Annotated in this window: 22 protein-coding genes; 11 read left to right on the plus strand and 11 right to left on the minus strand. The window is 67.7% G+C overall.

Translation table 11 applies throughout. From position 1 onward, the window contains the following. Window positions 1–41: 41 nt before the first annotated feature. The 4 genes from hpt to BLW38_RS03390 all read right to left on the minus strand — a co-directional run bounded on the left by hpt (window position 42) and on the right by BLW38_RS03390 (window position 2,867). The gene (gene hpt, locus BLW38_RS03375; protein ID WP_092814237.1) at window positions 42–611 is read right to left on the minus strand and encodes a hypoxanthine/guanine phosphoribosyltransferase; all 570 of its coding nucleotides are present in this window, start codon (window positions 609–611) and stop codon (window positions 42–44) included. A gap of 132 nt (window positions 612–743) precedes the next feature. After that, the gene (locus BLW38_RS03380) at window positions 744–1,379 is read right to left on the minus strand and encodes a hypothetical protein (protein ID WP_092814240.1); all 636 of its coding nucleotides are present in this window, start codon (window positions 1,377–1,379) and stop codon (window positions 744–746) included. Continuing rightward, window positions 1,376–2,152: a hypothetical protein gene (locus BLW38_RS03385; RefSeq protein ID WP_245710037.1), complete on the minus strand. Its 777-nt coding sequence runs from the start codon at window positions 2,150–2,152 to the stop codon at window positions 1,376–1,378. The genes BLW38_RS03380 and BLW38_RS03385 overlap by 4 nt, the downstream gene beginning before the upstream one ends. Before the next feature lie 268 nt (window positions 2,153–2,420). Continuing rightward, a complete protein-coding gene (locus BLW38_RS03390; RefSeq protein WP_092814243.1) occupies window positions 2,421–2,867 on the minus strand; it encodes a bis(5'-nucleosyl)-tetraphosphatase in 447 nt (148 codons plus the stop codon). Between the two features lie 256 nt (window positions 2,868–3,123). Here BLW38_RS03390 and BLW38_RS03395 point away from each other — a divergent pair, with 256 nt between their 5' ends. From BLW38_RS03395 to BLW38_RS03410, 4 genes are all read left to right on the plus strand, one after another. Continuing rightward, on the plus strand, window positions 3,124–3,456 hold the full coding sequence (locus BLW38_RS03395; protein WP_092814246.1) for an uS10/mL48 family ribosomal protein: 333 nt from the start codon (window positions 3,124–3,126) through the stop codon (window positions 3,454–3,456). Window positions 3,457–3,639: 183 nt separating this feature from the next. Beyond that, window positions 3,640–5,589, plus strand: a complete 1,950-nt coding sequence (gene dnaK / locus BLW38_RS03400) for a molecular chaperone DnaK (RefSeq protein WP_092814250.1) — start codon at window positions 3,640–3,642, stop codon at window positions 5,587–5,589. 150 nt (window positions 5,590–5,739) lie between these two features. Beyond that, complete coding sequence (dnaJ, locus tag BLW38_RS03405; protein WP_092814253.1) at window positions 5,740–6,903, plus strand: molecular chaperone DnaJ; 1,164 nt, start codon at window positions 5,740–5,742, stop codon at window positions 6,901–6,903. A gap of 188 nt (window positions 6,904–7,091) precedes the next feature. Then, window positions 7,092–7,826 (plus strand): class I adenylate-forming enzyme family protein, encoded by a 735-nt coding sequence (locus BLW38_RS03410; protein WP_092814255.1) that lies wholly within the window; start codon window positions 7,092–7,094, stop codon window positions 7,824–7,826. 149 nt (window positions 7,827–7,975) lie between these two features. On the opposite strand, the gene BLW38_RS03415 is transcribed toward BLW38_RS03410, so the two are convergent. Continuing rightward, window positions 7,976–10,018: an AMP-binding protein gene (locus BLW38_RS03415; RefSeq protein ID WP_092814258.1), complete on the minus strand. Its 2,043-nt coding sequence runs from the start codon at window positions 10,016–10,018 to the stop codon at window positions 7,976–7,978. Between the two features lie 86 nt (window positions 10,019–10,104). Here BLW38_RS03415 and BLW38_RS03420 point away from each other — a divergent pair, with 86 nt between their 5' ends. Further along, window positions 10,105–10,686, plus strand: coding sequence for a GNAT family N-acetyltransferase (locus BLW38_RS03420; protein ID WP_092814261.1), 582 nt, complete (start codon window positions 10,105–10,107; stop codon window positions 10,684–10,686). A gap of 87 nt (window positions 10,687–10,773) precedes the next feature. Here BLW38_RS03420 and BLW38_RS03425 read toward each other — a convergent pair whose 3' ends face one another. Then, complete coding sequence (locus BLW38_RS03425; protein WP_092814264.1) at window positions 10,774–12,261, minus strand: aldehyde dehydrogenase family protein; 1,488 nt, start codon at window positions 12,259–12,261, stop codon at window positions 10,774–10,776. Window positions 12,262–12,417: 156 nt separating this feature from the next. On the opposite strand from BLW38_RS03425, the gene BLW38_RS03430 reads away from it, so the two are divergent. From BLW38_RS03430 to BLW38_RS03445, 4 genes are all read left to right on the plus strand, one after another. Beyond that, a complete protein-coding gene (locus tag BLW38_RS03430) occupies window positions 12,418–13,779 on the plus strand; it encodes an adenylosuccinate synthase (RefSeq protein WP_092814267.1) in 1,362 nt (453 codons plus the stop codon). A 6-nt stretch (window positions 13,780–13,785) separates the two neighbouring features. Continuing rightward, entirely contained in the window at window positions 13,786–15,060 is a 1,275-nt protein-coding gene (locus BLW38_RS03435) for an MFS transporter (RefSeq protein WP_092814270.1), read from the plus strand. Window positions 15,061–15,177: 117 nt separating this feature from the next. Then, window positions 15,178–15,372: a methytransferase partner Trm112 gene (locus BLW38_RS03440; protein ID WP_092814273.1), complete on the plus strand. Its 195-nt coding sequence runs from the start codon at window positions 15,178–15,180 to the stop codon at window positions 15,370–15,372. 62 nt (window positions 15,373–15,434) lie between these two features. Beyond that, window positions 15,435–16,022, plus strand: coding sequence for a DUF7524 family protein (locus BLW38_RS03445; protein ID WP_092814276.1), 588 nt, complete (start codon window positions 15,435–15,437; stop codon window positions 16,020–16,022). A gap of 12 nt (window positions 16,023–16,034) precedes the next feature. Here the strand turns inward: BLW38_RS03445 and BLW38_RS03450 are convergent, their stop codons facing one another. Both BLW38_RS03450 and BLW38_RS03455 read right to left on the minus strand, forming a co-directional pair. Beyond that, the gene (locus BLW38_RS03450; protein ID WP_092814279.1) at window positions 16,035–17,315 is read right to left on the minus strand and encodes a DR2241 family protein; all 1,281 of its coding nucleotides are present in this window, start codon (window positions 17,313–17,315) and stop codon (window positions 16,035–16,037) included. Beyond that, window positions 17,312–18,184: a CbiX/SirB N-terminal domain-containing protein gene (locus tag BLW38_RS03455; RefSeq protein WP_092814282.1), complete on the minus strand. Its 873-nt coding sequence runs from the start codon at window positions 18,182–18,184 to the stop codon at window positions 17,312–17,314. Before BLW38_RS03455 ends, BLW38_RS03450 begins: the two co-directional genes overlap by 4 nt. A 164-nt stretch (window positions 18,185–18,348) precedes the next feature. Between BLW38_RS03455 and BLW38_RS03460 the strand changes: the two genes are divergently transcribed. After that, on the plus strand, window positions 18,349–18,930 hold the full coding sequence (locus BLW38_RS03460) for a DUF7523 family protein (RefSeq protein ID WP_092814285.1): 582 nt from the start codon (window positions 18,349–18,351) through the stop codon (window positions 18,928–18,930). A 150-nt stretch (window positions 18,931–19,080) separates the two neighbouring features. Then, on the plus strand, window positions 19,081–19,386 hold the full coding sequence (locus tag BLW38_RS03465) for a hypothetical protein (RefSeq protein ID WP_092814288.1): 306 nt from the start codon (window positions 19,081–19,083) through the stop codon (window positions 19,384–19,386). 126 nt (window positions 19,387–19,512) lie between these two features. Here the strand turns inward: BLW38_RS03465 and BLW38_RS03470 are convergent, their stop codons facing one another. From BLW38_RS03470 to BLW38_RS03480, 3 genes are all read right to left on the minus strand, one after another. After that, window positions 19,513–22,026 carry a DUF7527 domain-containing protein gene (locus BLW38_RS03470; RefSeq protein WP_092814291.1) on the minus strand — a complete coding sequence of 838 codons (2,514 nt, stop codon included), beginning with the start codon at window positions 22,024–22,026 and terminating at the stop codon, window positions 19,513–19,515. A 75-nt stretch (window positions 22,027–22,101) separates the two neighbouring features. Continuing rightward, a complete protein-coding gene (locus tag BLW38_RS03475; protein ID WP_092814294.1) occupies window positions 22,102–22,596 on the minus strand; it encodes an NUDIX hydrolase in 495 nt (164 codons plus the stop codon). 83 nt (window positions 22,597–22,679) lie between these two features. Beyond that, window positions 22,680–23,667, minus strand: a 988-nt coding sequence (locus tag BLW38_RS03480) for a transcription initiation factor IIB (RefSeq protein ID WP_245710038.1), incomplete at its 5' end; no start/stop codon positions are given.

Genomic DNA, 23,667 nt, shown 5'->3' on the forward strand with positions numbered 1-23,667 from the left:
GGGTGGGCGATTGGTCCAGGCTCGGCGTCCCCGGAGTCACCTCACCCGTCGCCGTGGGCGTCGACGATGACGACCTCGCCGTCCTCGACGGTGACGTTGATGAGTGTCCGGACGGTGTAGTCCGTGTCCTCGAGTTCGGTCTCGCCGGCCTTCTTGATGACCGCGACGACGTCGACGACGTCCGCCCCGATGTCGTTGGTGAGCGCGTCGAGGATCGCCTTCATCGTGCCGCCCGTCGAGAGGACGTCGTCGATCACGAGCACGCGGTCGCCGGGCTCGACGTCGTTGATGAACATCTCGGACTCGGAGTAGCCGGTCTCCTGAAACAGCGGGACCTCGCCCTCCAGGCCGTACTTCCGCTTCCGGATGACGACGAGCGGGATGTCGGTCATCAGCGACAGCGCCGTCGAGATGTGGATCCCCATCGCGGCCGGGGTGACGATCTTGTCGACGTTCTCGAGTTCGGCCTTCCGGATGATCCGGATGACGATCTCCCGAAGCAGCTCGGGTTTCAACATCGGAACCCCGTCGCTTATCGGGTGGACGAAGTACTCGTAGTCACCTTTCTCGATGATCGGGGCGTCGAGGAGTGACTGCTCCAGCAGGTCCATGCCGCCGGTACAGACCCGGTCGGATAAAGCCTGGCGGTTATCGGCGTGCGTGCGCCGGTCTCCCACCCGTGTGCGGAGAGTGGTGTGCGGAGGGTCGTGTGCAGGCTCGCGACCGCCCCGTTCGCCGATCCCTCAGTCATCGGCCGGGAGGCGCTCGACCACGCGCTCGCCGACACCCGAGAGGTACGCCTGTCCCCAGATACCGACGATCAACGCGCCGATCGAGTTGAACACCAGGTCCTTGACGGTGTCCTCGAGGCCGTGTTGGGCGAGCGGCATCGAGATGCCGGTTCGGGCCGAAAAGACGTCGAGGCCGAACTCGAACAGCTCCCAGACGACGCCGAACGCGAGCACGAACGCCACGAGGAAGACGACGAAGAACCGCCGCGGGAGGTGGATCTCCTCGTGGTGGGTGTCGACCGCCCGGACGGCGACGTAGCCGATCGCGGCGACGACGGACGCCGACGTGGCGTGGGTGATGTGGTCCCACCACCCGAGGGAGGCGTAGAGGCCGGCCGACCCGAGCGTGTGGAGGAACACGCCCGTCGTCAACCAGAGCGCGAGGAACGGGTCGATCGCCACGCGGTAGTTCCGTTGGATGATCGCGGGCGCGAACGTGATCGCCAGCGCAGCGCTGCCGTTCGTCACGGCCTTCGGCTGGCCGATCCACAGGCCGTAGCCGATGAGGACCACGAGCAGGCCCTGCATCGTCCGCGCGAGACCGTGTTTGGTCGCGCTCGGGAGCGCCGCCCGAAGCCGGCGGATCATCGGGACGCCCCTCCCTCGTCGTCACTGGTTCCGGAGGTCGATGCATCCCCGAGTTCCCGTTCGAGCCGTCGCGTGAGCGCGCGGTCGCGCCGGCGGAAGTACAGGTCGAACAGGAGGCCTGCGGCGACGCCGGCGATCGTTACCCAGAGGAACTCGATCATCAACGCCTCGTTGTCGGCGAGGTAGGCCGTCCCCATCGTTCGGTCCATCCCCCAGCGGGCGATCGTCCACAGCGCCGCCGCCGCAAGCGTCGCGACGACGACCAGCGCGACCGCGAACCAGTGGGTCACCCGCATCGGCGTGAACATGTCGAGCTCGACGACGACGAGCAACGCGAGCGCCGCGATCGCGAGATAGGTGGCGAAGGTCCCGATCTCGAGGCTCGGTGCGAGCGCTCGTCCCACGAGCGGGAGCGCAGCGACCACGAGCAGCTCCCAAGGCAACATCACGCGCCAGTCACGTCGAGCCACCGCCGGGATCGCCATCACGACTGCGGTGACCGCCGAGACGATGAGCCATTGGAGATCGAGCCCGACGAGGCTCTCGATGAAGACGAGTCCGACGAGGAGGACGAGCACCCAGCCGATCGTCGCGTTGCGTCGCGTATCGCGAAACAACGAGGCGAGGAGGTCTCGTGTCTCGTCGGTGGGGCCCTGCCTCCGTGTCCCGTCGGTCCGGTCCGGCCGTCGTCGGTCATCGGTCGAGTCCTGCCGTTCCTCCTCGTTGGAGTCGTGAGTCTCCCCGGTGGTCTGGGAACGGTTCTCGTCAGTCATTGTCTCCCCACCGATGTCTGATCGGCCAGGGCGGGGTCGGTGTGTGTTGAATCATCGGCGTATTCGTCGTGTTGATCGGCGGTCTCGTCCAGTGTAGGGCTTACGCGGGCGGGACGCCGAACGTTCCGGACGGCCTCGCCGTGCCGGGTCGATCGCCGTCGACGACGTCGCTCGGACCGGAGTAACGGTGCGGTCCGAGGTAGCGGTACCGTGGTACCGCAGTACCGTGGTAGCGGTACCGGTCTATAAGGTGTGGGCCCGCCGGTGGTTAGTGATACCGGTCGTCGTCCTCGGCTTTGATCTCGTCGAGGTACTCGTGGGCCTCCTCGAAGATCTCGCGGGGGCCGTCCTGGGTGATCGTGTTGATCGCCTGGTCGTAATCGCGCCACTGCAGGTCGCGGTGTTCCTTCGAGAGCTCGGCGCTCGCCTCGAACGAGCGCGCGATGAACAGGTGGACCGTCTTGTGGATGGTCTCGCCGTTCGCCTCGAAGACGTAGTCGTACTCCCTGCGGAAGCCGTCGATGAGGCGGAAATCCGCGATCCCCGCCTCCTCCTCGACCTCCCTGATCGCCGTTTGCTGGAGCTCCTCGTCCCCCTCGACCCCGCCTTTGGGGAACTCCCAGTCCCCCGGACGGCTCTTCAGGAGTAAATACTCCCGGTGGCCGCGGGTATCGCGGAAGAGGATGGCTCCAGCACTCGTCGCTTCGACCGTCATTGCGGCGTTCTACTTGGTCGCCGCTAAAGAGGGTGTCGGACGCGACACCCGCATCACGTCGTTCCGTTCCGTGTGGTTCGTCGTCCACATTGTGTGGTTCGTCATCCACTTGTGTGATTCGTCGTCCACGTTCCGTGTTGAGTTTTCGTCTCGTTTCCGCCGGGCGATCCGTTTGTGACGTGTTCCCGTTCCCTCCGGAAACCGGATGTAGGTGCGTTTTTACCCGTCGGCGCCCCACGATCGGTATCCCCCAGCGATGACCTTCGTCACCAAACTCTCGTTCGAATCCGGTGATCGGCGCGTCCTCGAGGAGACCGTCGACGATCTCCACCGGACGATCGAACGCAAGGGCGTAGAGTGTAAGGGTCCCCACGCCTTTTCGCCCGAACGAACCCGCGTCCAGCTCTATAAACAGCTCCGTCCGGGCGACCAGTTCTCACCGTGGGAGTACACGGTGTACGCGCGCAAACTGGAGATCCACGGCGCCGACGACATCGCCCGCGAGATGGTCGGTCGCGAGTTCCCCGACTCCGTCCACGTCGAGGTCGAGGTCGACCGGAAGAAGCCGCTCGGCCACGGTCGGGAGTGACACGAAGCGCGCGACGCCTGCCCACGAGCGTGAGCGTCGGTTGAAATGTGGATCTGTATAAATACACCGAACACGGGAACACGCCGATCGACGAAACCGCACGACTGCGACGGGTTCGTTTGAACCGCCGATCGGTCCCGTCTAGTAACCTTTAACCGACGCAAGCCGGTATTTCCTCCCAAGATGGCGAGCAACAAGATCCTCGGTATCGACCTCGGTACCACGAACTCAGCGTTCGCGGTGATGGAGGGTGGCGACCCGGAGATCATCGCGAACGCCGAAGGCGACCGGACGACGCCGTCGATCGTCGCGTTTTCCGACGACGGCGAGCGGCTGGTCGGCAAACCCGCCAAGAACCAGGCGATTCAGAACCCCGACCGAACGATCCAGTCCATCAAGCGGCACATGGGCGAGGAGGACTACACCGTCGAGATAGAGGGCGAGGAATACACGCCCGAGCAGGTCTCGGCGATGATCCTCCAGAAGATCAAGCGCGACGCCGAGGAGTACCTCGGCGACGACGTCGAAAAGGCGGTCATCACCGTCCCGGCCTACTTCAACGACAAGCAGCGACAGGCGACCAAGGACGCCGGCGAGATCGCCGGCTTCGAGGTCGACCGGATCGTCAACGAGCCCACGGCGGCCGCGATGGCCTACGGCCTCGACGACGAGTCCGACCAGACCGTCCTCGTCTACGACCTGGGCGGCGGCACCTTCGACGTCTCCATCCTCGACCTGGGCGGCGGCGTCTACGAGGTCGTCGCGACCAACGGAGACAACGACCTCGGCGGCGACGACTGGGACGAGGCGATCATCGACCACCTCGCCGAGGAGTTCCAGAACGACCACGGCATCGACCTCCGCGAGGACCGGCAGGCCCTCCAGCGGCTCACCGAAGCCGCCGAGGAGGCGAAGATCGAGCTGTCGAACAAGAAGGAGACGACGGTCAATCTGCCGTTCATCACGGCGACTGACTCCGGCCCGGTCCACCTCGAGCAGTCGATCACGCGGGCCACCTTCGAGTCGCTGACCGGTGACCTCCTCGGGCGAACCGTCGGACCGACCGAGCAGGCGCTTGAGGACGCGGGCTACGCGAAGGACGACATCGACGAGGTCATCCTCGTCGGCGGATCCACCCGGATGCCGCAGGTCCAGGAGAAGGTCGAGGAGCTCGTCGGTCAGGAGCCGAAGAAGAACGTCAACCCCGACGAGGCCGTCGCGCTGGGCGCGGCCGTTCAGGGCGGCGTGCTCTCGGGTGACGTCGACGACATCGTCCTGCTCGACGTGACGCCCCTTTCGCTGGGCATCGAGGTGAAGGGCGGCCTCTTCGAGCGGCTCATCGAGAAGAACACGACGATCCCGACGGAGGCCTCGAAGGTCTTCACGACCGCCGCGGACAACCAGACCTCCGTCAACGTCCGCGTCTTCCAGGGCGAACGAGAGATCGCCGAGGAGAACGAGCTGCTGGGCGCCTTCCAGCTCACCGGCATCCCGCCGGCGCCGGCCGGAACGCCGCAGATCGAGGTCTCGTTCAACATCGACGAGAACGGGATCGTCAACGTCGAGGCCGAGGACCAGGGCTCGGGCAACGCCGAGTCGATCACCATCGAGGGCGGCGCCGGCCTCTCGGACGAGGAGATCGAGCAGATGCAGGAGGAGGCCGAACAGCACGCCGAGGAGGACGAGCAGCGCCGCGAGCTGATCGAGGCCCGCAACGAGGCCGAGTCGACGGTTCAGCGCGCGGAGACCCTCATCGACGAGAACGAGGAGGAGGTCGACGACGACGTGATCGCCGACATCGAGGACGCGATGGCGGACGTCGAGGAGGTCCTCGAGGACGAGGACGCCGATATCGACGCGATCGAGTCGGTCACCGAGGACCTCGCCGAGCAGCTCCAGGAGATCGGCAAGCAGATGTACCAGGAGCAGGCGGCTCAGGCCGGAGCTGCCGGCGGCGCCGGCGCCGCGGGAGCCGGTCCCGGCGGAATGGGCGGCGCTGGCCCCGGCGGGATGGGCGGTGCGGCCGGTCCCGGCGGCGCGGCCGGCAACGGTGCTGCCGAGCCCGGCGACGACGAGTACGTCGACGCCGACTTCGAGGACGTGGACGGGGATGAGAGCGAGGACGACGAGTAGTCGTCCTCGGCGACCGGCACACGCCGGCGCTGCCGGCTGAACCGACGACACAGGGCGGATCGATGCTTTCGGTATCGTTGTGCCGCGTCCTGGGTCACGCTTTTCAAGTAGCCCGACGAATTACGACGCCACAAGACTACCACACCACGTATGAGCGAGGACTTCTACGACGTACTCGGGGTCTCACGGGACGCCGACGCCGACGACATCAAACAGGCGTATCGAAAGAAGGCGGCCGAATACCATCCCGACGTCAGCGACCACGACGACGCCGAGGAGAAGTTCAAGACGATCAAGAAGGCCAAGGAGGTCCTCACCGACGAGGAGACGCGCCGCCAGTACGACCAGCTCGGTCACGATCGGTTCGTCGAGGCCGAAAAGCGCGGTGCGACCGGATCCGGTGCCGGTGGCGCGGGCGGGGGTGCGGGCGGCCCCTTCGGCGGCGGTGCCGGCGGCGCGGGCGGCTTCGAGGACATCTTCAACCAGTTCTTCGGCGGTGGCGGCCGCGGTCGCGGCGGCGATCCGAATCGCCCGCGGCAGGGCCAGGACCTCCGGACGGGCGTGACGATCGATCTGGAGGAGGCCTTCGAGGGCGTCACCAAGCAGTTCACCGTCACCCGCCCCGAGACGTGTGACACCTGTGACGGCGCCGGCCATCCCCCGGACGCGGACGTCTCGACGTGTCGACAGTGCAGCGGCCAGGGACAGGTGACCCAGGTACAACAGACGCCGCTCGGGCGCGTCCAGCAGACGACCACCTGTCCCCGGTGTGAGGGAACCGGCGAGACCTACAGCGAGCGATGTTCGGACTGCGGCGGCGACGGGGTTGTCCGCAACGAGGCGACGCTGTCGGTCGAGATCCCCGCGGGGATCCGGTCGGGACAGAGCCTCCGGATGGAGGGCGAGGGCGCGCCCGGCGAGAACGGCGGGCCGAACGGCGATCTCCTCATCGAGGTCGACGTCGACGTCGGCGACCGGTTCGAACGCGACGGCGCCGACCTCCACGTCCACGAGGCGGTCTCGTTCCCGCAGGCCGTTTTCGGCGACACGGTGCAGATCGAGGCCGTCGACGGCACCGTCGAGATGGACGTGCCGGCCGGAACCCAAAGCGGCGAGACGTTCCGGCTCTCCGGCAAGGGAATGCCCCGACTGCGCGGTCGAGGTCGCGGCGACCTCTACGTCCAGGCGCAGGTCGTCGTCCCCGACTCGCTCAACGACGAGCAGCGTGAGGCGCTCGAGGCGTTCGCCGAGGCCGGCGGCGAGGAGATCGACGTCGAGCAGGGCTTCTTCGAGAAGCTGAAGCGATCCTTCTGACACCACCCCGATACCGAACGTCCGCACCCTGACGCCGATCGTCCGCACCGCGCTCCCCGCTTGTCCGCACCGCGCTCCCCGCTTGTCCGCACCGCTCGTTCGTGTCGCTCGTCTCAACCGCCCGTCCCAACCCCCCGTTCGCACCGCTCGAGAGGGACGTTTTTGAGCCTCTCGGCCGGAGTCGACGTATGGAGACTCTCGCGGACCCGCTCGCCCGTGATCGACGAAGCGACGACCCCGCACTCGTGACGCCCGACGGTCGGGAGCGCAGCCGCCACGACCTGATCACGAACGCGTACAAGGCCGGTAACGCGCTCCGTCACGAGGGCGTCCGGCGGGGTGCCGCGGTCGGAACCGCGCCGGTTCCGGACCTGCCGTTCGTTCTCGCGTTCCTCGGCGCCGGCCTCCTGGGCGCTCGCGTCAGGTTCGACGTGGACGCGAGCCTCGCGTCCGGCGCGCAAGCGATCGTCGTTCCAGCCGCCGACGTTCCGGACGTCACGGCGGACGCGGGGCCGGGAACGCGCGTGGTCGCCGTCGGGGAGGATCCGGCAGACCCCACCGTCACCCACTGGGAGGAAACCGTCTGGAGCGAGAATCCGGCGTTCCCGTCGCCGACGATCGAGCCGGCGGATCCGCTGCTGTGCTCGCCCGGCGGCTATCCCATCACTCACGGCGACGCGATCGACGCCGCGGTCGGCGTCGCTGACCGATACGATCTCGCCCCCGGCCGTCGGGTCGTCCTCCAAGCTTCGCTCGCGCACCCGGGTGCGGTCGTGGCCGGCGTGCTCGCGCCGCTGTGTGGCGGCGGAGTGACGGTGTTGTCGCGTCCGGATGCCGAGTCCGCGGTCGCCCCGGAGGACCTGGTCGTAACCGCCGACGGCGACGACCCGAACGCGATCCGCCCTGACGACGTTCGGATCTGACCGTCCGGGGACGTGCTCGTCTCCCGGCTCCGTCGCCTGGTTCCCTCTCCCGGTTCCGTCTCTTGGTTCAGTCTCTCGACCCCGCCTTTCGGTTCCGCCTCCCGGCTCCCGCTGCCCATCGTCCATCGCCCACCGTGGCAAGCGGTGACTCACTGCAGCTCGCGGATCCGCACGATCGCCTCGGGATTCTCGATCGACGAGCGATCGCCCGGGTCCTCCCCGCGGTGGGCTGCCGCGATGGCGCGGCGAACGACCTTCCCCGACTGCGTCTCGGGGAATTCGGGCACGAATCGGATCGCACGCGGTCGGAAGGGCTTGCCGTGCTGCTCGCCGACCAGCGCCCGCAGCTCGGAGCGGAGCGCGTCGGTCGGTTCCGCGTCGGGATCGAGGATGACGTAGCAGACGACCGCGGTCCCCGTCGTCTCGTCGGGAACGCCGATCGCGGCCGCCTGTGTCACCGCGGGATGCTCGACCAGGACGCCTTCGATCTCGGCGGGGCCGACCGTCCGGCCCGCGACGTTCAACGTGTCGTCGGCGCGACCGTGGAGGAACCAGAACCCGTCCGCGTCGACCTGTGCGAAATCGCCGTGGTTCCACAGGTCCTCCCACCGTGACCAATACTCCGCGAGGTATCGATCGTCGCCCGACCAGAGGCTCTTGGTCATCGAGGGACAGGAGTCGCGCGCGACCAGGTAGCCCCGCTCGCCGGCCTCCCGAACGGACTCGCCGGTCTCGTCGACGACGTCCACGCACATCCCGAGACCGGGTCCACCAAGCGTGCACGGTTTCAGCGGCTGGTCGGGCATCGGCATCAGGAAACAGCCGCAGATCTCGGTCCCGCCGGAGATATTAATGATCGGACACTCGCCGTTCCCCACCGTCTCGTGGAACCAGCGCCAGGACTCCGGATCCCACGGCTCTCCGGTTGCTCCGAGCAGCCGCAGGCTCGAGAGGTCGTGTCGGTTGACCCAGTCGTCGCCGTGTTCTCGCAACGCCCGGATCGCCGTCGGGGAGACTCCGAAGGTCGTCACGCCGTGCGTCTCGATCAGCTCCCAGAATCGGTCGGGGTCCGGGTAGTCAGGGGCGCCCTCATAGAGGACGACCGTGCCGCCGAAGGCGTGGTTGCCGATCAGCATCCACGGTCCCATCATCCAGCCGATGTCCGAGACCCAGAAGAACCGGTCGCTCGGTCGATGGTCGAACCCGAAGTGGATCTCCTTGCTGCACTGGAGAAGGACGCCGGCGTGGGTGTGAACGATCCCCTTCGGCTCGCCGGTGGTTCCCGAGGAGTACAACAGCAGCGACTCGTGATCGGCGGGGAGCGGTTCGGCCCCGTGGCCGACCGGCTGTGAGTCGATCGCCGCCGCCCAGGTCTCGTCGCGTCCGTCCGTCCAGGGGACCGTGTCCAGCGCCCCCGCGTCCGGAGCCCCCTCATTCGGCGTCTCTGTATCCGGCGTCCGCCCGAGCCGGTCGTACACCACGACGTGTTCGACGTGTCCGGCCGCCTCGATCGCCGCGTCCGCGGTGTCCTTGAGCGTCACCGACGAGCCGCGGCGGTGGAAGCCATCGGCGGTGAACAGGACCGCCGGTTCCGCGTCGGCGATCCGCGTCGCGGTGGCCTCGGTCCCGAACCCGGAGAAGATCGGGACGGCGATCGCGCCAACCTTGAAACAGCCGTAGAGGATCGAAACGACCTCGGGAACCATCGGCATATACAGCCCGACCGTGTCGCCGGGATCGGTTCCGACCGACTCCAGGTAGGCTGCCACCCGATCGCTTTCGCGGGCGAGTTCGTGGTAGGTCAGCTCGCGGACGTCGCCGGGCTCGCCCTCCCAGACGACCGCGACGCGGTTTCGGTTCGGTGCATCGGGCGTGGCGTGGCGGTCACAGACGTTGTGTGCAACGTTCAGCTCGCCGCCGACGTACCAGTCGGAGAACTGCGGGCCGTCGGTATCGTCACGAACCGCGTCGTAGGGCTCGTCGAACTCGATCCCGAGATAGTCGACGATCTCGTCCCAGAACCACTCCACGCCGGACTCCTCGACGCCGTCGATCCCGTAACAAGTTCGGTCGATCAGCTCGTCGTAATCGTCGATCCCGTACTCGCGCATGAACGCCCGGACGTTCGTCTTCGCGGCGGTTTCCGGATCCGGGCGGTAGGCGATCTCCGCGCAGTCATCGAGGGGATCCATTCCGTGGGTCTTGTGATCGATCCGGTAAGTAGTTTCGTGCCATCGGCGGGGAACGGTTTTCACCGTGGGGGTTCTTAGCCGCGAGTATGTACGTCCGTGATGCCAAAAACCGGGACGAAGCGTGGTTGCTCGACCACATCGAGGCGATGGGTCTCGACGATATGTCGTTTCGCTCGCGGGATTACGTCATCGCGGTCGACGAGGAGGCGAACGAGCGCGTCGGGTTCGGACGGCTCCGGATCCACAAGGACGACCCCGAGTTGTGTGAGCTAACCGGCATCGGCGTCCTCGAGCCCTGGCGGGGCCAGGGGGTCGGTGCACACGTCATCGAGCGGCTCGTCGAGACGGCCGCCGCGGAGGGGTTCGAGGCCGTCTACTCGCTCACCGACGAGCCCGGCTACCTCGAGCGCTTCGGCTTCGAACCGATCGATGACGCCGACCTCCCCGACCGGCTGCGCGAGCGGCTCTCGGAGAAACGGTCGGTCGTCGACGAAGCGGTGGTCGGCCTCCGGATCGACGTCGACGCCTTCGACCTCCCCGCGGGTGATCGCGAGGCGTTCAAGAACGCCATCGCCGAGGGGGAGACGGATGGAGACCACGAGGAGTCGCCCGAGGACTTCGGCATCGACCCCGACACGGCGACGTACAAGTACGACACCGGGAGCTAGAACGGGCTCCCGGAACGGGTTCCAAGAACGGGCTCCCGGTATGGATTCCGAGAACGGGCTCCCGGTATGGATTCCGAGAACGGATTCCTAGAAGGGGTACTCCCGCGGCTCGTGTTGCAGTGAGATCCACTTCGTCTCGGTGACCTCGTGGAGGAACTCCTCGGCGTTGTAGCCACCCATTCCGGAGGCCTTGGTGCCGCTGAAGGGGACGTGGGCCTCGTCGTTGATGGGCTGGTCGCCGACGTGAACCATCCCGGTCTCGAGCCGGTCGGCGATGGCGCGCCCGGTCCCGACGTCGCCGGCGTGAACCGACCCCGACAGGCCGTACTCGGTGTCGTTGGCGAGCGCCACCGCCTCGTCGACGTCCGAGAACGGGATCACGGGCGCGATCGGGCCGAAGTGCTCGAAACAGGCGGCCGACATGTCGTTCGTGACGTCCGAGAGCACGGTGGGGGCGACCACGAGTGAGTCGTCGACGCCGTCAAGCGGAACCGTCTCGCCGCCGGTCTCGAGGGTCGCGCCGGCTGCAACCGTCTCCTCGACGTACTCGAGCATCTCCTCGCGCTGTGACTCGTCGATGATCGGGCCGACGATCGTTTCGGGGTCGTGGGCGGTGCCGGCCGGGATCGACTCGGCACGCTCGACGAGTCGGTCGACGTATTCGTCGTAGACGGCCTCGTGGACGAGGTGGCGGTTGATGGAGATACACACCTGTCCCTGGTGGACGAACGACCCGAAGACGGCGGCGTCGATCGCCCGGTCGAGGTCCGCCTCGTCGGTGACGATGTGGGCGTTGTTCCCGCCTAACTCCATCGCCGGCGTCGCGAGGTTCTCGGCGGCCTGGGCCGCCACCTGCCGGCCGACCGGCGTCGATCCCGTGAACGCGACCACGTCGCTGACGGGGTGGCTCGCCACGCGGTCACCGATCTCCGAGCCGCGCCCGGTGACCACGTTGAGGACGCCGTCCGGGAGGTCGGCTGCCTCAAGCAGTTTCGCGAACAGCAGCCCGCCCACGATCGGCGTGTTCGTCGAGGGCTTGAGGACGACCGTGTTCCCGGCCGCGAGCGCCGGCGCGACCGCCCGCATCGAGAGGTTCAACGGGAAGTTCCACGGCGAGATGACGGTGACGGTTCCGGCCGGAATCCGCTCGACCACGTTTTCCTTGCCCGGAACGTTCGAGGCGGCGTGTTCTCCCTTCATCCGGCGCGGCAGCGTCGCGGCTTCGGCGGCCTGATCGGTCGCGAGATGGACCGACGTTTCTCCCATCGCCCGCGATCCGCCGGCCTCGGCGGCGAGCAGGTCGACGATCGCCTCGTGGTGTTCCTCCAGCGCGCCCAGCAGGGACTGCAGCGCCTCCTCCCGGCGTGCCGGCGCCGTGGCAGCCCACTCCTCCTGGGCCGCTGCGGCGGCCTCGTAGGCGGTGTCGACGTCCGCCTCGGTCCCGCGCGGGACGTGGGCGACCGTCTCACGCGTCGAGGGATCCTCGACGGCGATCGTCTCCCCCTCGGCCGCCTCGGTCCACTCGCCGTCGATGTACATCGCGCTCCAGTCGGCGTCGATCCCGAGTTGCGTCATGCGTCTCCGGTATTGGGTACCCACCCGTATAGATGATCGCACTGGGGTGATCCGTTCGGGGAGTTGCAGTCTCCGGTCGGGTTGGTGTGGCGTCGAGTACTCCCCGCGACGGACGGACCGTAATCGGTTTAGTACGGCCTGTAGAAGGGCGGGTGTATGACAGTCACCATCGTCGGCTCCCAGCTGGGAGACGAGGGCAAGGGCGCCCTCGTCGACCGGTGGGGAGGGGACGCGGACGTCATCGTCCGTTATCAGGGCGGCGACAACGCCGGCCACACCGTCGTCGAGGGCGGCGACGAGTACAAGCTATCGTTGGTCCCAAGCGGTGCCGTTCGCGACAAGATCGGCGTCCTCGGGAACGGTTGCGTCGTGAACCCGCGAACGCTTTTCGAGGAGATCGACGGCCTTCGCGACCGGGGACTCGACCCCGACGTGCGCGTCGCCAAGCGCGCCCACGCCATCCTGCCGTATCACCGCGTGCTCGACGGCATCGAGGAGGAGGTCAAATCCGACTCCGACCTCGACGCCGGGACGACCGGCCGGGGGATCGGCCCGACCTACGAGGACAAGGCCGGCCGGCGCGGGATCCGGATCGGCGACCTGCTCGATGCCGAGGTCCTCCGGGATCGGCTCGAGTACGTCGTCCCGCAAAAGCGGGCGCTCGCCGAGGAGGTCTACGGCCTCGACGTGGCCGCCAGCGACCACGCCGACGCCTTCGACGTCGACGCCCTCCTCGAGGAGTACGCCGATTACGGTGACCGCCTCGCCACGGACGGGATGGCGATCAACTGCTCGCAGTTCCTCCACGAGGCTCGCCAGGCGGGCGACCGGATCATGTTCGAGGGTGCCCAGGGAACGTCGATCGACATCGACCACGGCATCTACCCCTACGTCACCTCCTCGAACCCCACCGCGGGCGGCGCCGCAGTCGGCTCCGGAGTCGGCCCGACCGTCGTCGGTCAGGGTGAGGTCGTCGGCATCGTCAAAGCCTACCTCTCGCGGGTCGGAACCGGTCCGCTGCCGACCGAGCTCGACGGTACCGACAGGGAGGAGGAACTGGCCGACCACATTCGCGAACGGGGCGGCGAGTTCGGCACCGTCACCGGTCGGCCGCGCCGCATCGGCTGGCTCGACCTGCCGATGCTTCGTCACGCCGCGCGTGTCTCCGGATTCACCGGGATCGCGGTCAACCACGTCGACGTTCTCTCGGGCCTCGATGAGCTGACGGTGTGTGACGCCTATGAGCTCGACGGCGAGCGCCTCGAGTCGATGCCTGCAACCACCGAGGAGTGGGGCCGGTGTGAGCCGGTCTTCCGCGAGTTCGATCCGTGGCCGGACGTCGACTGGTCGACCGTCGCCGCCGAAGGTGCCGATACCGGCCTCGATGCCCTGCCCGAGGAGACGCGGACGTATCTCGAGTACGTGAGTGATGCAGTCGACGCGCCGATCTACGCCGTCGGCGTCGGTCCCGGACGCGAGGAGACGATCGAGCTCGCGAATCCCTTCGAGACCGCCTGAGACGGGATGAACGACAACGACCGGTCGATCCTCGCGATCGCGATGACCGGTCACGGGATGGTCCACGCCTTCGAGATGTCCATCCCGGTCTTTCTCACCTACTGGATGGTCACCTTCGACGTCGGATCCGGCACGATGGGAACCGTCGTCGCGGTCGGCTACGCGCTGTTCGGGATCGGATCCCTGCCCGCCGGCATCGCCGCCGACGTTTACGGCTCGAAGCGGCTGGTGATCGGGTGCCTGCTCGGGATGGGGCTCGGCTTTCTCCTGTTGGGATTCGGCGGGATCGCCGGCCTGACGGCGGCACTGTTGGTGTGGGGGGCTGGCGCAAGCCTGTATCACCCCTCGGGGCTTCGGCTCATTAGCACCGGCATCGAGGACCGTGGGTCGGCGTTCGCCTTCCACGGGATGGCGGGTAACCTCGGCATCACGCTCGGACCGCTCATCGCCGTCCTCCTCCTGATGACCCTTCCGTGGCGGACCGTCGCGGCGGCGTTCGCGATCCCCGCCATCATCGCCGCGATCGCGATCGCGCTCGTCGACGTCGACGAGACGGCCGCGGTTGCGGACGGCGATGATTCCGAGACCGTGAACTCGAGACCCGGTGACTCCGGAACCGGCGACCCCCGGTCGGGCGGCTCCGGAACCGGCGATCCACCCTCGGTCCGCGAGGTCCTCACGGATAGCCGGACGCTGTTCGCGGGGCTGTTCGCGATCGTCTTCGCCATCGTGGTTCTGCAGGGGTTCTTCTACCGCGGGATACTCACCTTCCTGCCCGAGATCCTCTCCGACTCGCCGGTCCTTGACCCGGTCGTCCTCCTCGATCGCGAGGTCGCCCCCTCCCGGTACGTCTACGTCGCGCTGCTGTGTGTGGGGATGGGTGGCCAATACGTCGGCGGCAGGCTCAGCGACCGGTACCCGCCCGAGCAGGTGGCGATCGGCGCGTTTCTGCTGCTCGCCGCGCTCAGCCTCGCGTTCGTCCCGGCCGCGGCCGTCGGCGTCGTGGCCGTGGTCGGCGTGAGTCTCCTGCTCGGGTTCGTTCTGTTCGGGGAGCAGCCGCTGATGCAGGCCGTGGTCGCCGAGTACACCGGATCCGGCGATCGCGGGATCGCCTATGGCTACATGTATCTTGCGAACTTCGGGATCGGGTCGCTTGGAGCCGCCGTCAGCGGGGCCATCCTGGCGTACACGACACAGCGCGCCCTGTTTCTCCTGCTCGCGATCGTTCCCGCGGCGGCCGCCGTCGCGTCCGCGACGCTGTTCCGGTACGGCCGCGGGTGATCCGGAGCGTCTCGGCGACGTCGCCGCCCGCTTCTCCGTCGGCGCTGCTACCCACCACCGTCGTCCGGGGCGGGCACAACCCGCAGACTTTTGATGGCGCCTCGCCTACCGCCGGCCATGAAGGAGTCGCTGCTGGATATCATCTGCTGTCCGCTCGATAAACACGATCTCGACCTGGCCGTCGAGGACCGCGAGGACGGTGAGATCCTCGCGGGCACGCTCACCTGCACCGATTGCGGGGAGACGTACCCGATCGAGGACGGCATCCCGAACCTCCTCCCGCCGGATATGCGCGAGGACGCGCCGGCGTAAGCTCGGTCGCCCTTCGTCGATCGTCGTGAACCTTTTTCTACCGTGCACGCGAGGGTACGGACGTGCAGACGATCCCGATCGAGGTGAACGGCGACGGCGTGCACTCGATCGCGGTCCCCGACCGGATCACGGTCGAGGGGTCCTTCGAGATCGCGATCGACAACCAGGGCCAGGCCGCCCACGTTCACCTCAACGTCGACGACGACCTCGGACGGATCGCCAGCCTCGTGGAGACGAACCACTACCTCGAGGCCGACGCCCGCCGGGTCGTTCACGTGGACGTGAACCCGAACCGCCCCGACGGGACCGTCCGCGGGAAGCTCAAGGCGGTTGTCGGCCACGGCTCCGGAACCGCCTACCTCACCGTCATCGTCGAGCCGGCGCCGGATCCGGAGTCGGAGTCGGTGACCGTCGACGAGTCACTGTCGGATCCTCCCGAGCGGGACCCCGAACCGACGCCCGCCGAGCGGTTCGTCGCGGCGCTCGATGCGGTTTTCGGCGACGGCCTCGGTCCGGCGATCGTCGTCGCGGCGATCGCCGTCGGGCTCGCGCTCGCTGTCGGCACCGCCCTGAACACGCCCACCGTCTTTCTGGCGGCCGGCATCGTCGTCGCCGCAGTCGTCGTCGCGCTCGCGCTAGCCCTTCGGTGATCCGGCCGCCGCTTATTCGTCGGTCGTCCCCTCTTCGGGGTCGGTCGGGACGCCACGGAGGGCCCCGTCGTCGTCGAACCGCTTGGCCCGCAGGAACCTGGTTCGGTATCGGTTCGCCCCCTCCGAGAGGTCCGCCTCGCGGATCTCCTCGACGCGTCCGTCGGCGACCGCGTCGATGAGCGCCTCCAGCTGCTCCTTCTCGCTCGGCGTGAGGTCGAACTCGTAGGTACGTTCGGCCTCCGACTCGAGTTTCGTCCACCGGCGGGCGGCCGAGACGACGAGCGAGCAGGGCTCACGGCACGGGAAGGCGCCGTCGCCGCCGTCGACGGACAGGGCGGTTTCGGCGTCGTACTCCCACTCGCGACGCTTGAGACACTGTGAATCCGCACAGCACGTCTCGGCCACCCACTCGACGTGTTCGTGCCCCTCGCCGCGGTCCCACGTCTCGATCAGGCCGTAGATGCCGGTCTGTCGCGCCATCGTCTCGTGCCAGTGGGAGACGTCGAGGTCGCCGCGCCGCTCCCGGTCCCAGTTGGCGACGGTCGCAGGGTAGAACGTCTCGACGGTCTCGTAACACTCCCGGGCGTCGAGGTCGGGAAAGACCCACCCGGTCGGCAGCGTCGGCGCGGTCTTGAGCGGTCGATATCGGCCGTCCGGATCGTGTTTGGCGATCGATCGCGCGTCCCGTGGGTCATCGTGCGCTTCGAGGTGGTCCCGGTCGATCCCCGCGGCGTCGACGTGGCGGATCGCGTAGCGGCGCGTTCCGTCGTCCGCGATCGTGGCCGTGATCCGGAGCTGGCCCCAGTCGTGCTCGATGCCCGACGCCAGCGATCTGAACCGGTCGCGGATCGCGGTTGCGGTCGTCGGTTCCGATCGCTCGGCCGCATCGGACGTGCTCGCATCCGCCGCGTCGGTTCGCCCGTCATCGAGACGTCCGAGGCGTTCGAGACGCTCCGTCGCTCCCTCCAGCCACCGGAGAAAGGCTCCACGGGACCCCTCGTCGTCGACGACGTGTTCGAAGACGTACCAATCGGCGACGAGAACATCGTGGTCGTGGGCGGCGTCCGCGAGTTCGGCACGGGACAGGTCGGCGTGTCGCTCGGTCGCCGTCTCGAAGGTGTACGCGTCGGCGGTCGTGGCCGTGACCCGGAACCCGTCGACGGCGATCGTCGGTGCACGGTGGTCGTCGTCCGGCGACCGCGCCAGCGCGTCGACCGCGGCCGTCGGGAGGTCGATCGATGGCACGACATTCTGATCCAGGGTCGTCCCGTCGGTCTCGGCGTGTCCCGTCATCGGTTCCCCGCTGCGACGGCGGTGGTTCGACGAACGCGCTCGATCGCCGCCCCGACGTCGGCGCCCGCGTCGGCCGCGCGCTCGAGCACCACGTCGGCCAACAGCGGTTCGGTCCCGACCGCGCCGGCGTACCAGATCCGGTGGCCGTCGACGGTCGCGGGCACGTCGTAGCCGGTTCGGTAGTCGTCGGTGAGGTCCATATCCTCCGGGATGTCCTCCTGGGTGTGGAAGCCGTCGGCGATGAAAAGCGGCACCACGACCACGTCCGTCGCGGTAAAGTGGTCGGTCACGTCGTCGACCTCGGGGTCCTCATCCATATACAACGCCGTGACCTCGTCGAAGCGGTCGGTCTCGCGGATCCGATCCGCGTGGTACTCGATCGCCTTCGCCGAGTTCTCGTTGCGCTCGGTGCCGTGGCCCACGACTGCGAGGCCGAACCCGTCGCCGACGTCGGGATCGTCGGTCACGGTCTCCGCCCGCCGGATCAACACGTCGGTCATCGCCTCGTGCGTGCCGACCGGCCCGCAGTAGTGGACGGTCTGTCCCGTGTCCGTCGCCGTCAGCGTGGCCTGGTCGGCCGAGAGGCCGTCCGAATCCCATCGGTCCACGTCCCATCCCTCCAGGCGGAGTTCACGCGGGATCACCTGCTCGGTGAAATAGCCCTCGGAGATGAACAGCGGAACGACGTACACCTCCTCGCCCTCGACGGTCCGAAGGACCTCCCGGAGGTGTGGTTCCTCCTTCCAGAAGCCCGTGCGGACCTCGCCGAAGGCATCCGCCTCGCGGATCGTGTCCGCGTGGTCGTACGTCGGCGTACTCGAGTCCGGATTGAGGTGTGACCCGTGAGCCACGATGACCAGCGACTGCATACGTGATCCAGGGACGCGCCGGCCTTAGGGACTTCGGAGCCGTCGCCGCGACGGTGGCTGGGTCCCGGGCAGGCGGCTGGGCCTCGGGTAGACGGTTGGGTCCCGATCCGAGATCCGGTATCCGGTTCGGCGGCTTCAAGGGAACCGCCACGGAACCACCGTATATGTCGCTTGCAGCCGATACCCGGGCAGCGGTTCGTGCCCACCCGTTCCTGCACGACTCGCTGCGGGCGGGGGTGCTCAACCACGCCGCGGCCGCCGAGTGGCTCCTCGACCACGACCCAGATCTCGAGGGGGATCCCGATGCAGTTGCCACCGCAATCCGGCGATTCGGGGGGAATCTCGAGGACGTCGACCACGCCGACGTCGGCGCCAGCGTGTCGATGCGGAGCGGCGTGGACGTCGTCGATCGCGCCGCCATCGTGGACGGAAACGGACGCAGGAATGAAGACGGGGAGAACGGCCAGGATGGGGACACGCACCCGCTTGCGATCGTCGGCGACGTCGCGGTCGTCCCCGGCGGCAACCGGACGGCGCTGCGTGTGACCGGATCGGTGGCTCCCGGCGTGCTCGGCCACGCCACCGACCGGCTGCGGATCGCCGGGATCGAGGTTCGTGTGTGTGCGGCCGGCGGCGAGGCCGTCCTCCTCGTCGTCGATCGGTCCGCGGGCGTGGACGCGCTCCGCGTTCTGGAGGACGCGTTGACCACCGTTCCCGGGTGTGGAGCCGGCTCCGTGGTCGAGTAGGAATATCGTATGGTCTCACTCGATCGATCACCGTACTCGTGCCCGATCCGAACGGTTAAGCCACTGAGTGAGGTACGTTCACATCCGTTGGCAGTTCTTGCGTCGCGGACAGCAACTTTTAAACCCCGGGATGACAAGTTAACATATGCCATGATAGACCGACTGGAGAAGGAAGTCGATATGTTGGAACGGCACCTACAGGTGCTGAAGATGGTGATCGAGAACGAACCCATCGGCATCGTCAAGATGTCGAACGAGACCGGATACCCCCACCACAAGGTTCGGTACTCGCTTCGCGTCCTCGAGGAGGAGAACCTCATCGAGCCGTCCAGCCAGGGCGCGATCACCACCGAACGCACGCAGGAGTTCGTCGACGAACTCGACGACAAACTCGACGAGATCGGCGACAAGCTCGCCGAGATGCGCATCGACTCCGCCGCCGAACTCGAAAACTGATCGACACTCGGGAGACCCGACCGCTGCTTGCTTCTTCGATCGTTCCGTAAGCGCCGCAAGACCGTCACGACCACCGTTTTGTCCGCATCAGCGTCGGGAATCCGATCCGCTACAACGGGGCCGTCCTCACAGCTCCGGGACGGTGAGGTGGAACCCGTGCTCGCGGGACTCCGCCAGACAGAGATGGAACCCCCGCTTTCGCGCGACCTTCACGAAGTTCCGCTTTTTCGACCGGCTCAACAGGCCTCCGCCGGTCGCATCCTCGGCCGCCTCCAGGGCGCCGGGATCGAAGAAGCTCGAGGTGACCGCGACGCCCGCGGTGAACTCGTCGGTGCCCTCGGCAAGCTGTGAGCCCGTCTCCACGAGTCCCTCGAGGGTTCCCTCGGGAGTCGGGTCCCGGCCGTCGTTGAGGTCGGCGACGATGAGTGGATTCCCCATCCGGTCGCGCAACACCAGATCGAACGTCTGCTGTTCGCGGTGTTCCTCGCCCTCGGATTCGTAGGTGAGTGACACCGACCCGCCGATCTCGGCGCGGTCGATTCGCGGGATCGCATCATAGAGGTCCTGCAGCCCGCTGACGTTCCCCGTGTCTCGGATCTCGAACAGCAACTCGGTGACGACCCAGTTCGTGAAGCCGAACTCCATCGTCTCGACGAGGAACTCCCGATACGGCTGGCCGTTCACCACGACGCGTTCGTCCTCGAAGCTCGTGTGGTGTTCGATCCGCAGGTTGTCGACGAGCTCCTCGCGCTCGACCGAGCCGTTGTGGGCCTTCTCGAGCGTGGCCCCGCCCTTGGAGTCGTACCGGACGAACAGGTTGGTACCGGCCAGCGCGTCCGCGGGCGACAGCACGCGATCACCCTCCGGCAGCTGTGCACGGGCCTCCTCGAGCTCCCCGCGAACGCGATCCAGCGTCGACTCGAGTTCCTCGACCCGTTCCTGGAGTCGCTCCGCCTCGGTGGCGATCTCGTCCCGCTCTGCAGCGATGTCGTCGCGTTCGGCGGCGAGTTCGTCCCGTTCGTTCTCGAGCCGATCGCGGTCCGCCTCGAGTTGGTCCCGCCGATCGGTCGCCTTCGCGAGTTCGTTCTCGAGTCGCTCGATCCGGTTCCGGAGGTCGCCCGCAGCCGCCCCACGACCCTCCGTTCCGGAACCTGTCCCGGAAGCCGACCTGCGTTGGTCTCGTGCTGCCGCCGCCTTCGAGTCGGTGTCCGCAGCGGATCGCCGGGTGGTTGCCGATCGCTGTGTGCCGGCTGCGTCGTCCGTCGATCGTGGCTCCCGCCGGTCCGTTCCGGAGCGGGCACTCCCCGACGCGGCCGCCTCGTTCGGCGCCGCGTCGTCGGCCTCCGTCGGCTGTCGGTTCGCCCGCGTTTCCGAGGGGTCGATCGACGGGATCGACTTCGCCTCCCGCCACTCGGCCTCCTGGGAGAAGACGTTCTCGGACGCGGTCGGGTCGTCATCCTGGCGCTGGGGATTCTCACCCTGGCGCTGGGGGTTCTCTCCCTGCCGGCTCTCGTTCTCGCGCTGCCGCGCGTCGGCGTCCGCGGCCGTCGTCTCACCGGCAGGCGTTGCGTCGGCGGACGGTGCCGTCTCACTGCGTTGGGTTGCGTTGCGTGTCTCCGTCGACCCTCGATCACGACGTGGCCGTGGGTCGGGCTCCGATCGCGAACCGGCCGAGGCTTCGTCGGCTCCAGTTCCCGTCTCGGCGTCGTCGGCCGTGGCGCCGGTCGCGGCGGCGTCCCCGGCTCCCGAAGTTTCGGTGGGTGGTCTCCCGTCGGAGTGGCTCTCGTCGGAGTGGCTCTCATCGGGGTGGCTTCCGTTCGACCCGCTCCCCGGCTCCCCGTGTTTACCCATCGTCACCGCACCATCGGACGTGTCCGTCACCTCGGCCGCATCGTCGGTCTCGGTCGGTTCCGTGGCGTCCGCGGGTTCGGTGGCGTCCACGGGGTCCGCCGTCTCGCTCGACCCCGCTGCGTCGGTCCTTCCGCTTTCGGAGGATGCCCCGCCCTCCAGGGAGTCCTCTTCCGTGGGGAACGTCTCGCTCTCGGAGGTCGTATCCGCGAACGATCCCCGCCCCGACACCGCCGACCCCGCGGCCGCTGCAGGCTCCGGGACGTCCTGGACCTCGAGATCGACTTCGTGAACCCTGTAGATACCCACCTCGTCGTCGGCCAGCTCAAAAGCCTCCGTCCCGGTCTTCAGCTGTTCGGCGTTGCCGATGAACGCGACCGGGAACGACTCGCCGCCGTAGTACGCGACGTAGTAATCGCCGGAGAGCACGTTCTCGGAGAGTTCGATGTAGCCGGTGAAGTTGGACTCCGAGAGCGTTCGGTCGGCCTCGGAGATCGGGGTGTCGTTGGTGTAATACTGTGCCTTCTGCTCGCCGCCGCGGGTCTGCATCGCGAACAGCAGCGGTAGCGACTCGTCGGGAGCGGTATAGGCGGTTCCCGAGGCGTCCTCGAACGCTGACAGGGATCCGCCGGTGACGCCGACGATGCGGCCGTTCAACAGGTAGATCCGAACGGCCGCATCGGTCACCACGCCCGAGAAGCCGCGATCGGCGAGCCGGGCCAGCCCGGCGAACCCGTCGGAGACGGATTCCGCCTCCCACTCGGTCACGAGGTCGGTGCGATCGGCATCCATTTGGGGGTAACTCGCCGGAGGCGACGCAAATACTTTCCGGAGCGAATGCCGGCCGTCAGACGCTCCATCCCGACTTCAGCGTCCGCCGGACTCGCCCGGCGACTCGGAGACTCGATCGATCGCCTCACGGCCGAGGTCGATCACGTCCGCATCGAGGTCGCTCGTCCGCAGATCGGCGGGGGTGTACCAGTGCCAGTCGTTGGAGTCGACCTCGTCCGATCCTGCCGGGTCGATCACCCGCGAAGGCACACGTGCGAAGTAGAGATGGTCGACGTGTTGATGGCCCACCCGCCCCGCGTCGTCGACGTTGATGTCGTACAGCAGGAGGTGTGCCGGCTGGGGCAGACTCCGGCCGTTCGGGCCCTCGATCCCGGCCCGATCGGCGACGAGCTCCGCCTCGAGGCCGGTCTCCTCGTACACCTCCCGGATCGCGGCCTCGTGCGGGAGCTCGTCGCGGTCGATGTGTCCTCCCGGCGGCACGCGGATGCCGAGTCGCTCGTGGTCGTGGAGGGCGGTGGCGCCGTCATTGACGATGTACGCGGTCGCGGTGAAGTGGCGAGTGGTCTCCATACCACCCGTCTCGGGACACGGAGTAAGAAGAACGCCGATCGACACCGACGGTGGAGCCGCGATCTACGGCTGAACAAGGCGGTTCACGGCGTCGCGATCCCTTCCTCGGCGTCGAGCAGCTCGTGATAGCGGTTGCGGATCGTCACCTCGGAGATGTTCGCGACCTCGCTCACCTCGCTTTGGGTGACCTTCTCGTTGGTGAGCAGGGAGGCGGCATAGACGGCGGCCGCGGCGAGGCCGACCGGGGATTTTCCGGAGTGAACGCCCTGGTCCTTGGCGGTCTCCAACAGCTGCCGGGCCCGCATTTCCGCCTCATCGGAGAGGCCGAGATCGGAGGCGAACCGGGGGACGTAGCTCTCCGGATCGGCCGGTTGGATCTCGAGTTTGAGCTCGCGGACCACGTAGCGATACGTCCGGGCGATCTCGTCCTTCTCAACGCGTGATACGCCGGTGATCTCGTCCAGCGATCGCGGCGTTCCCGCCTGCCGAGCGGCCGCATAGAGGGCAGCGGTCGCGACGCCCTCGATCGAGCGACCCGGAAGGAGGTCCTCGTCGAGCGCGCGCCGGTAGATGACGGAGGCGGTCTCACGGACGTTCTCGGGGAGGCCGAGCGCGGAGGCCATCCGGTCAATCTCGCCGAGCGCCTGCTTGAGGTTACGCTCCTTGGAGTCGCGGGTGCGGAAGCGCTCGTTCCAGGTCCGGAGCCGCTGCATCTTCTCGCGCTGCCGGCTCGACAGCGACCGCCCGTAGGCGTCCTTGTCCTGCCAGCCGATGTTCGTCGAGAGCCCCTTGTCGTGCATCATCTCGGTCGTGGGGGCGCCAACGCGGGACTTCGAGTCCTTCTCGCTGGCGTCGAAGGCGCGCCATTCGGGCCCGCGATCGATCTCGTCCTCCTCGACGACGAGCCCGCAATCGGCACAGACCGTCTCGCCGTGTTCGGTGTCGGTCGTCAGCTGACCACCGCATTCGGGGCACCGGAGCTCCTCGTCGACCTCGTGTGTTTCCTCGTCGTGTGTTTCCTCGTCGTGTGTTTCCTCGTCGTGTGTTTCCTCGTCGTGTGTTTCCTCGTCG

Source organism: Halopenitus malekzadehii (assembly GCF_900108505.1).
In the GTDB taxonomy this organism is placed as follows: Archaea; Halobacteriota; Halobacteria; order Halobacteriales; family Haloferacaceae; genus Halopenitus; species Halopenitus malekzadehii.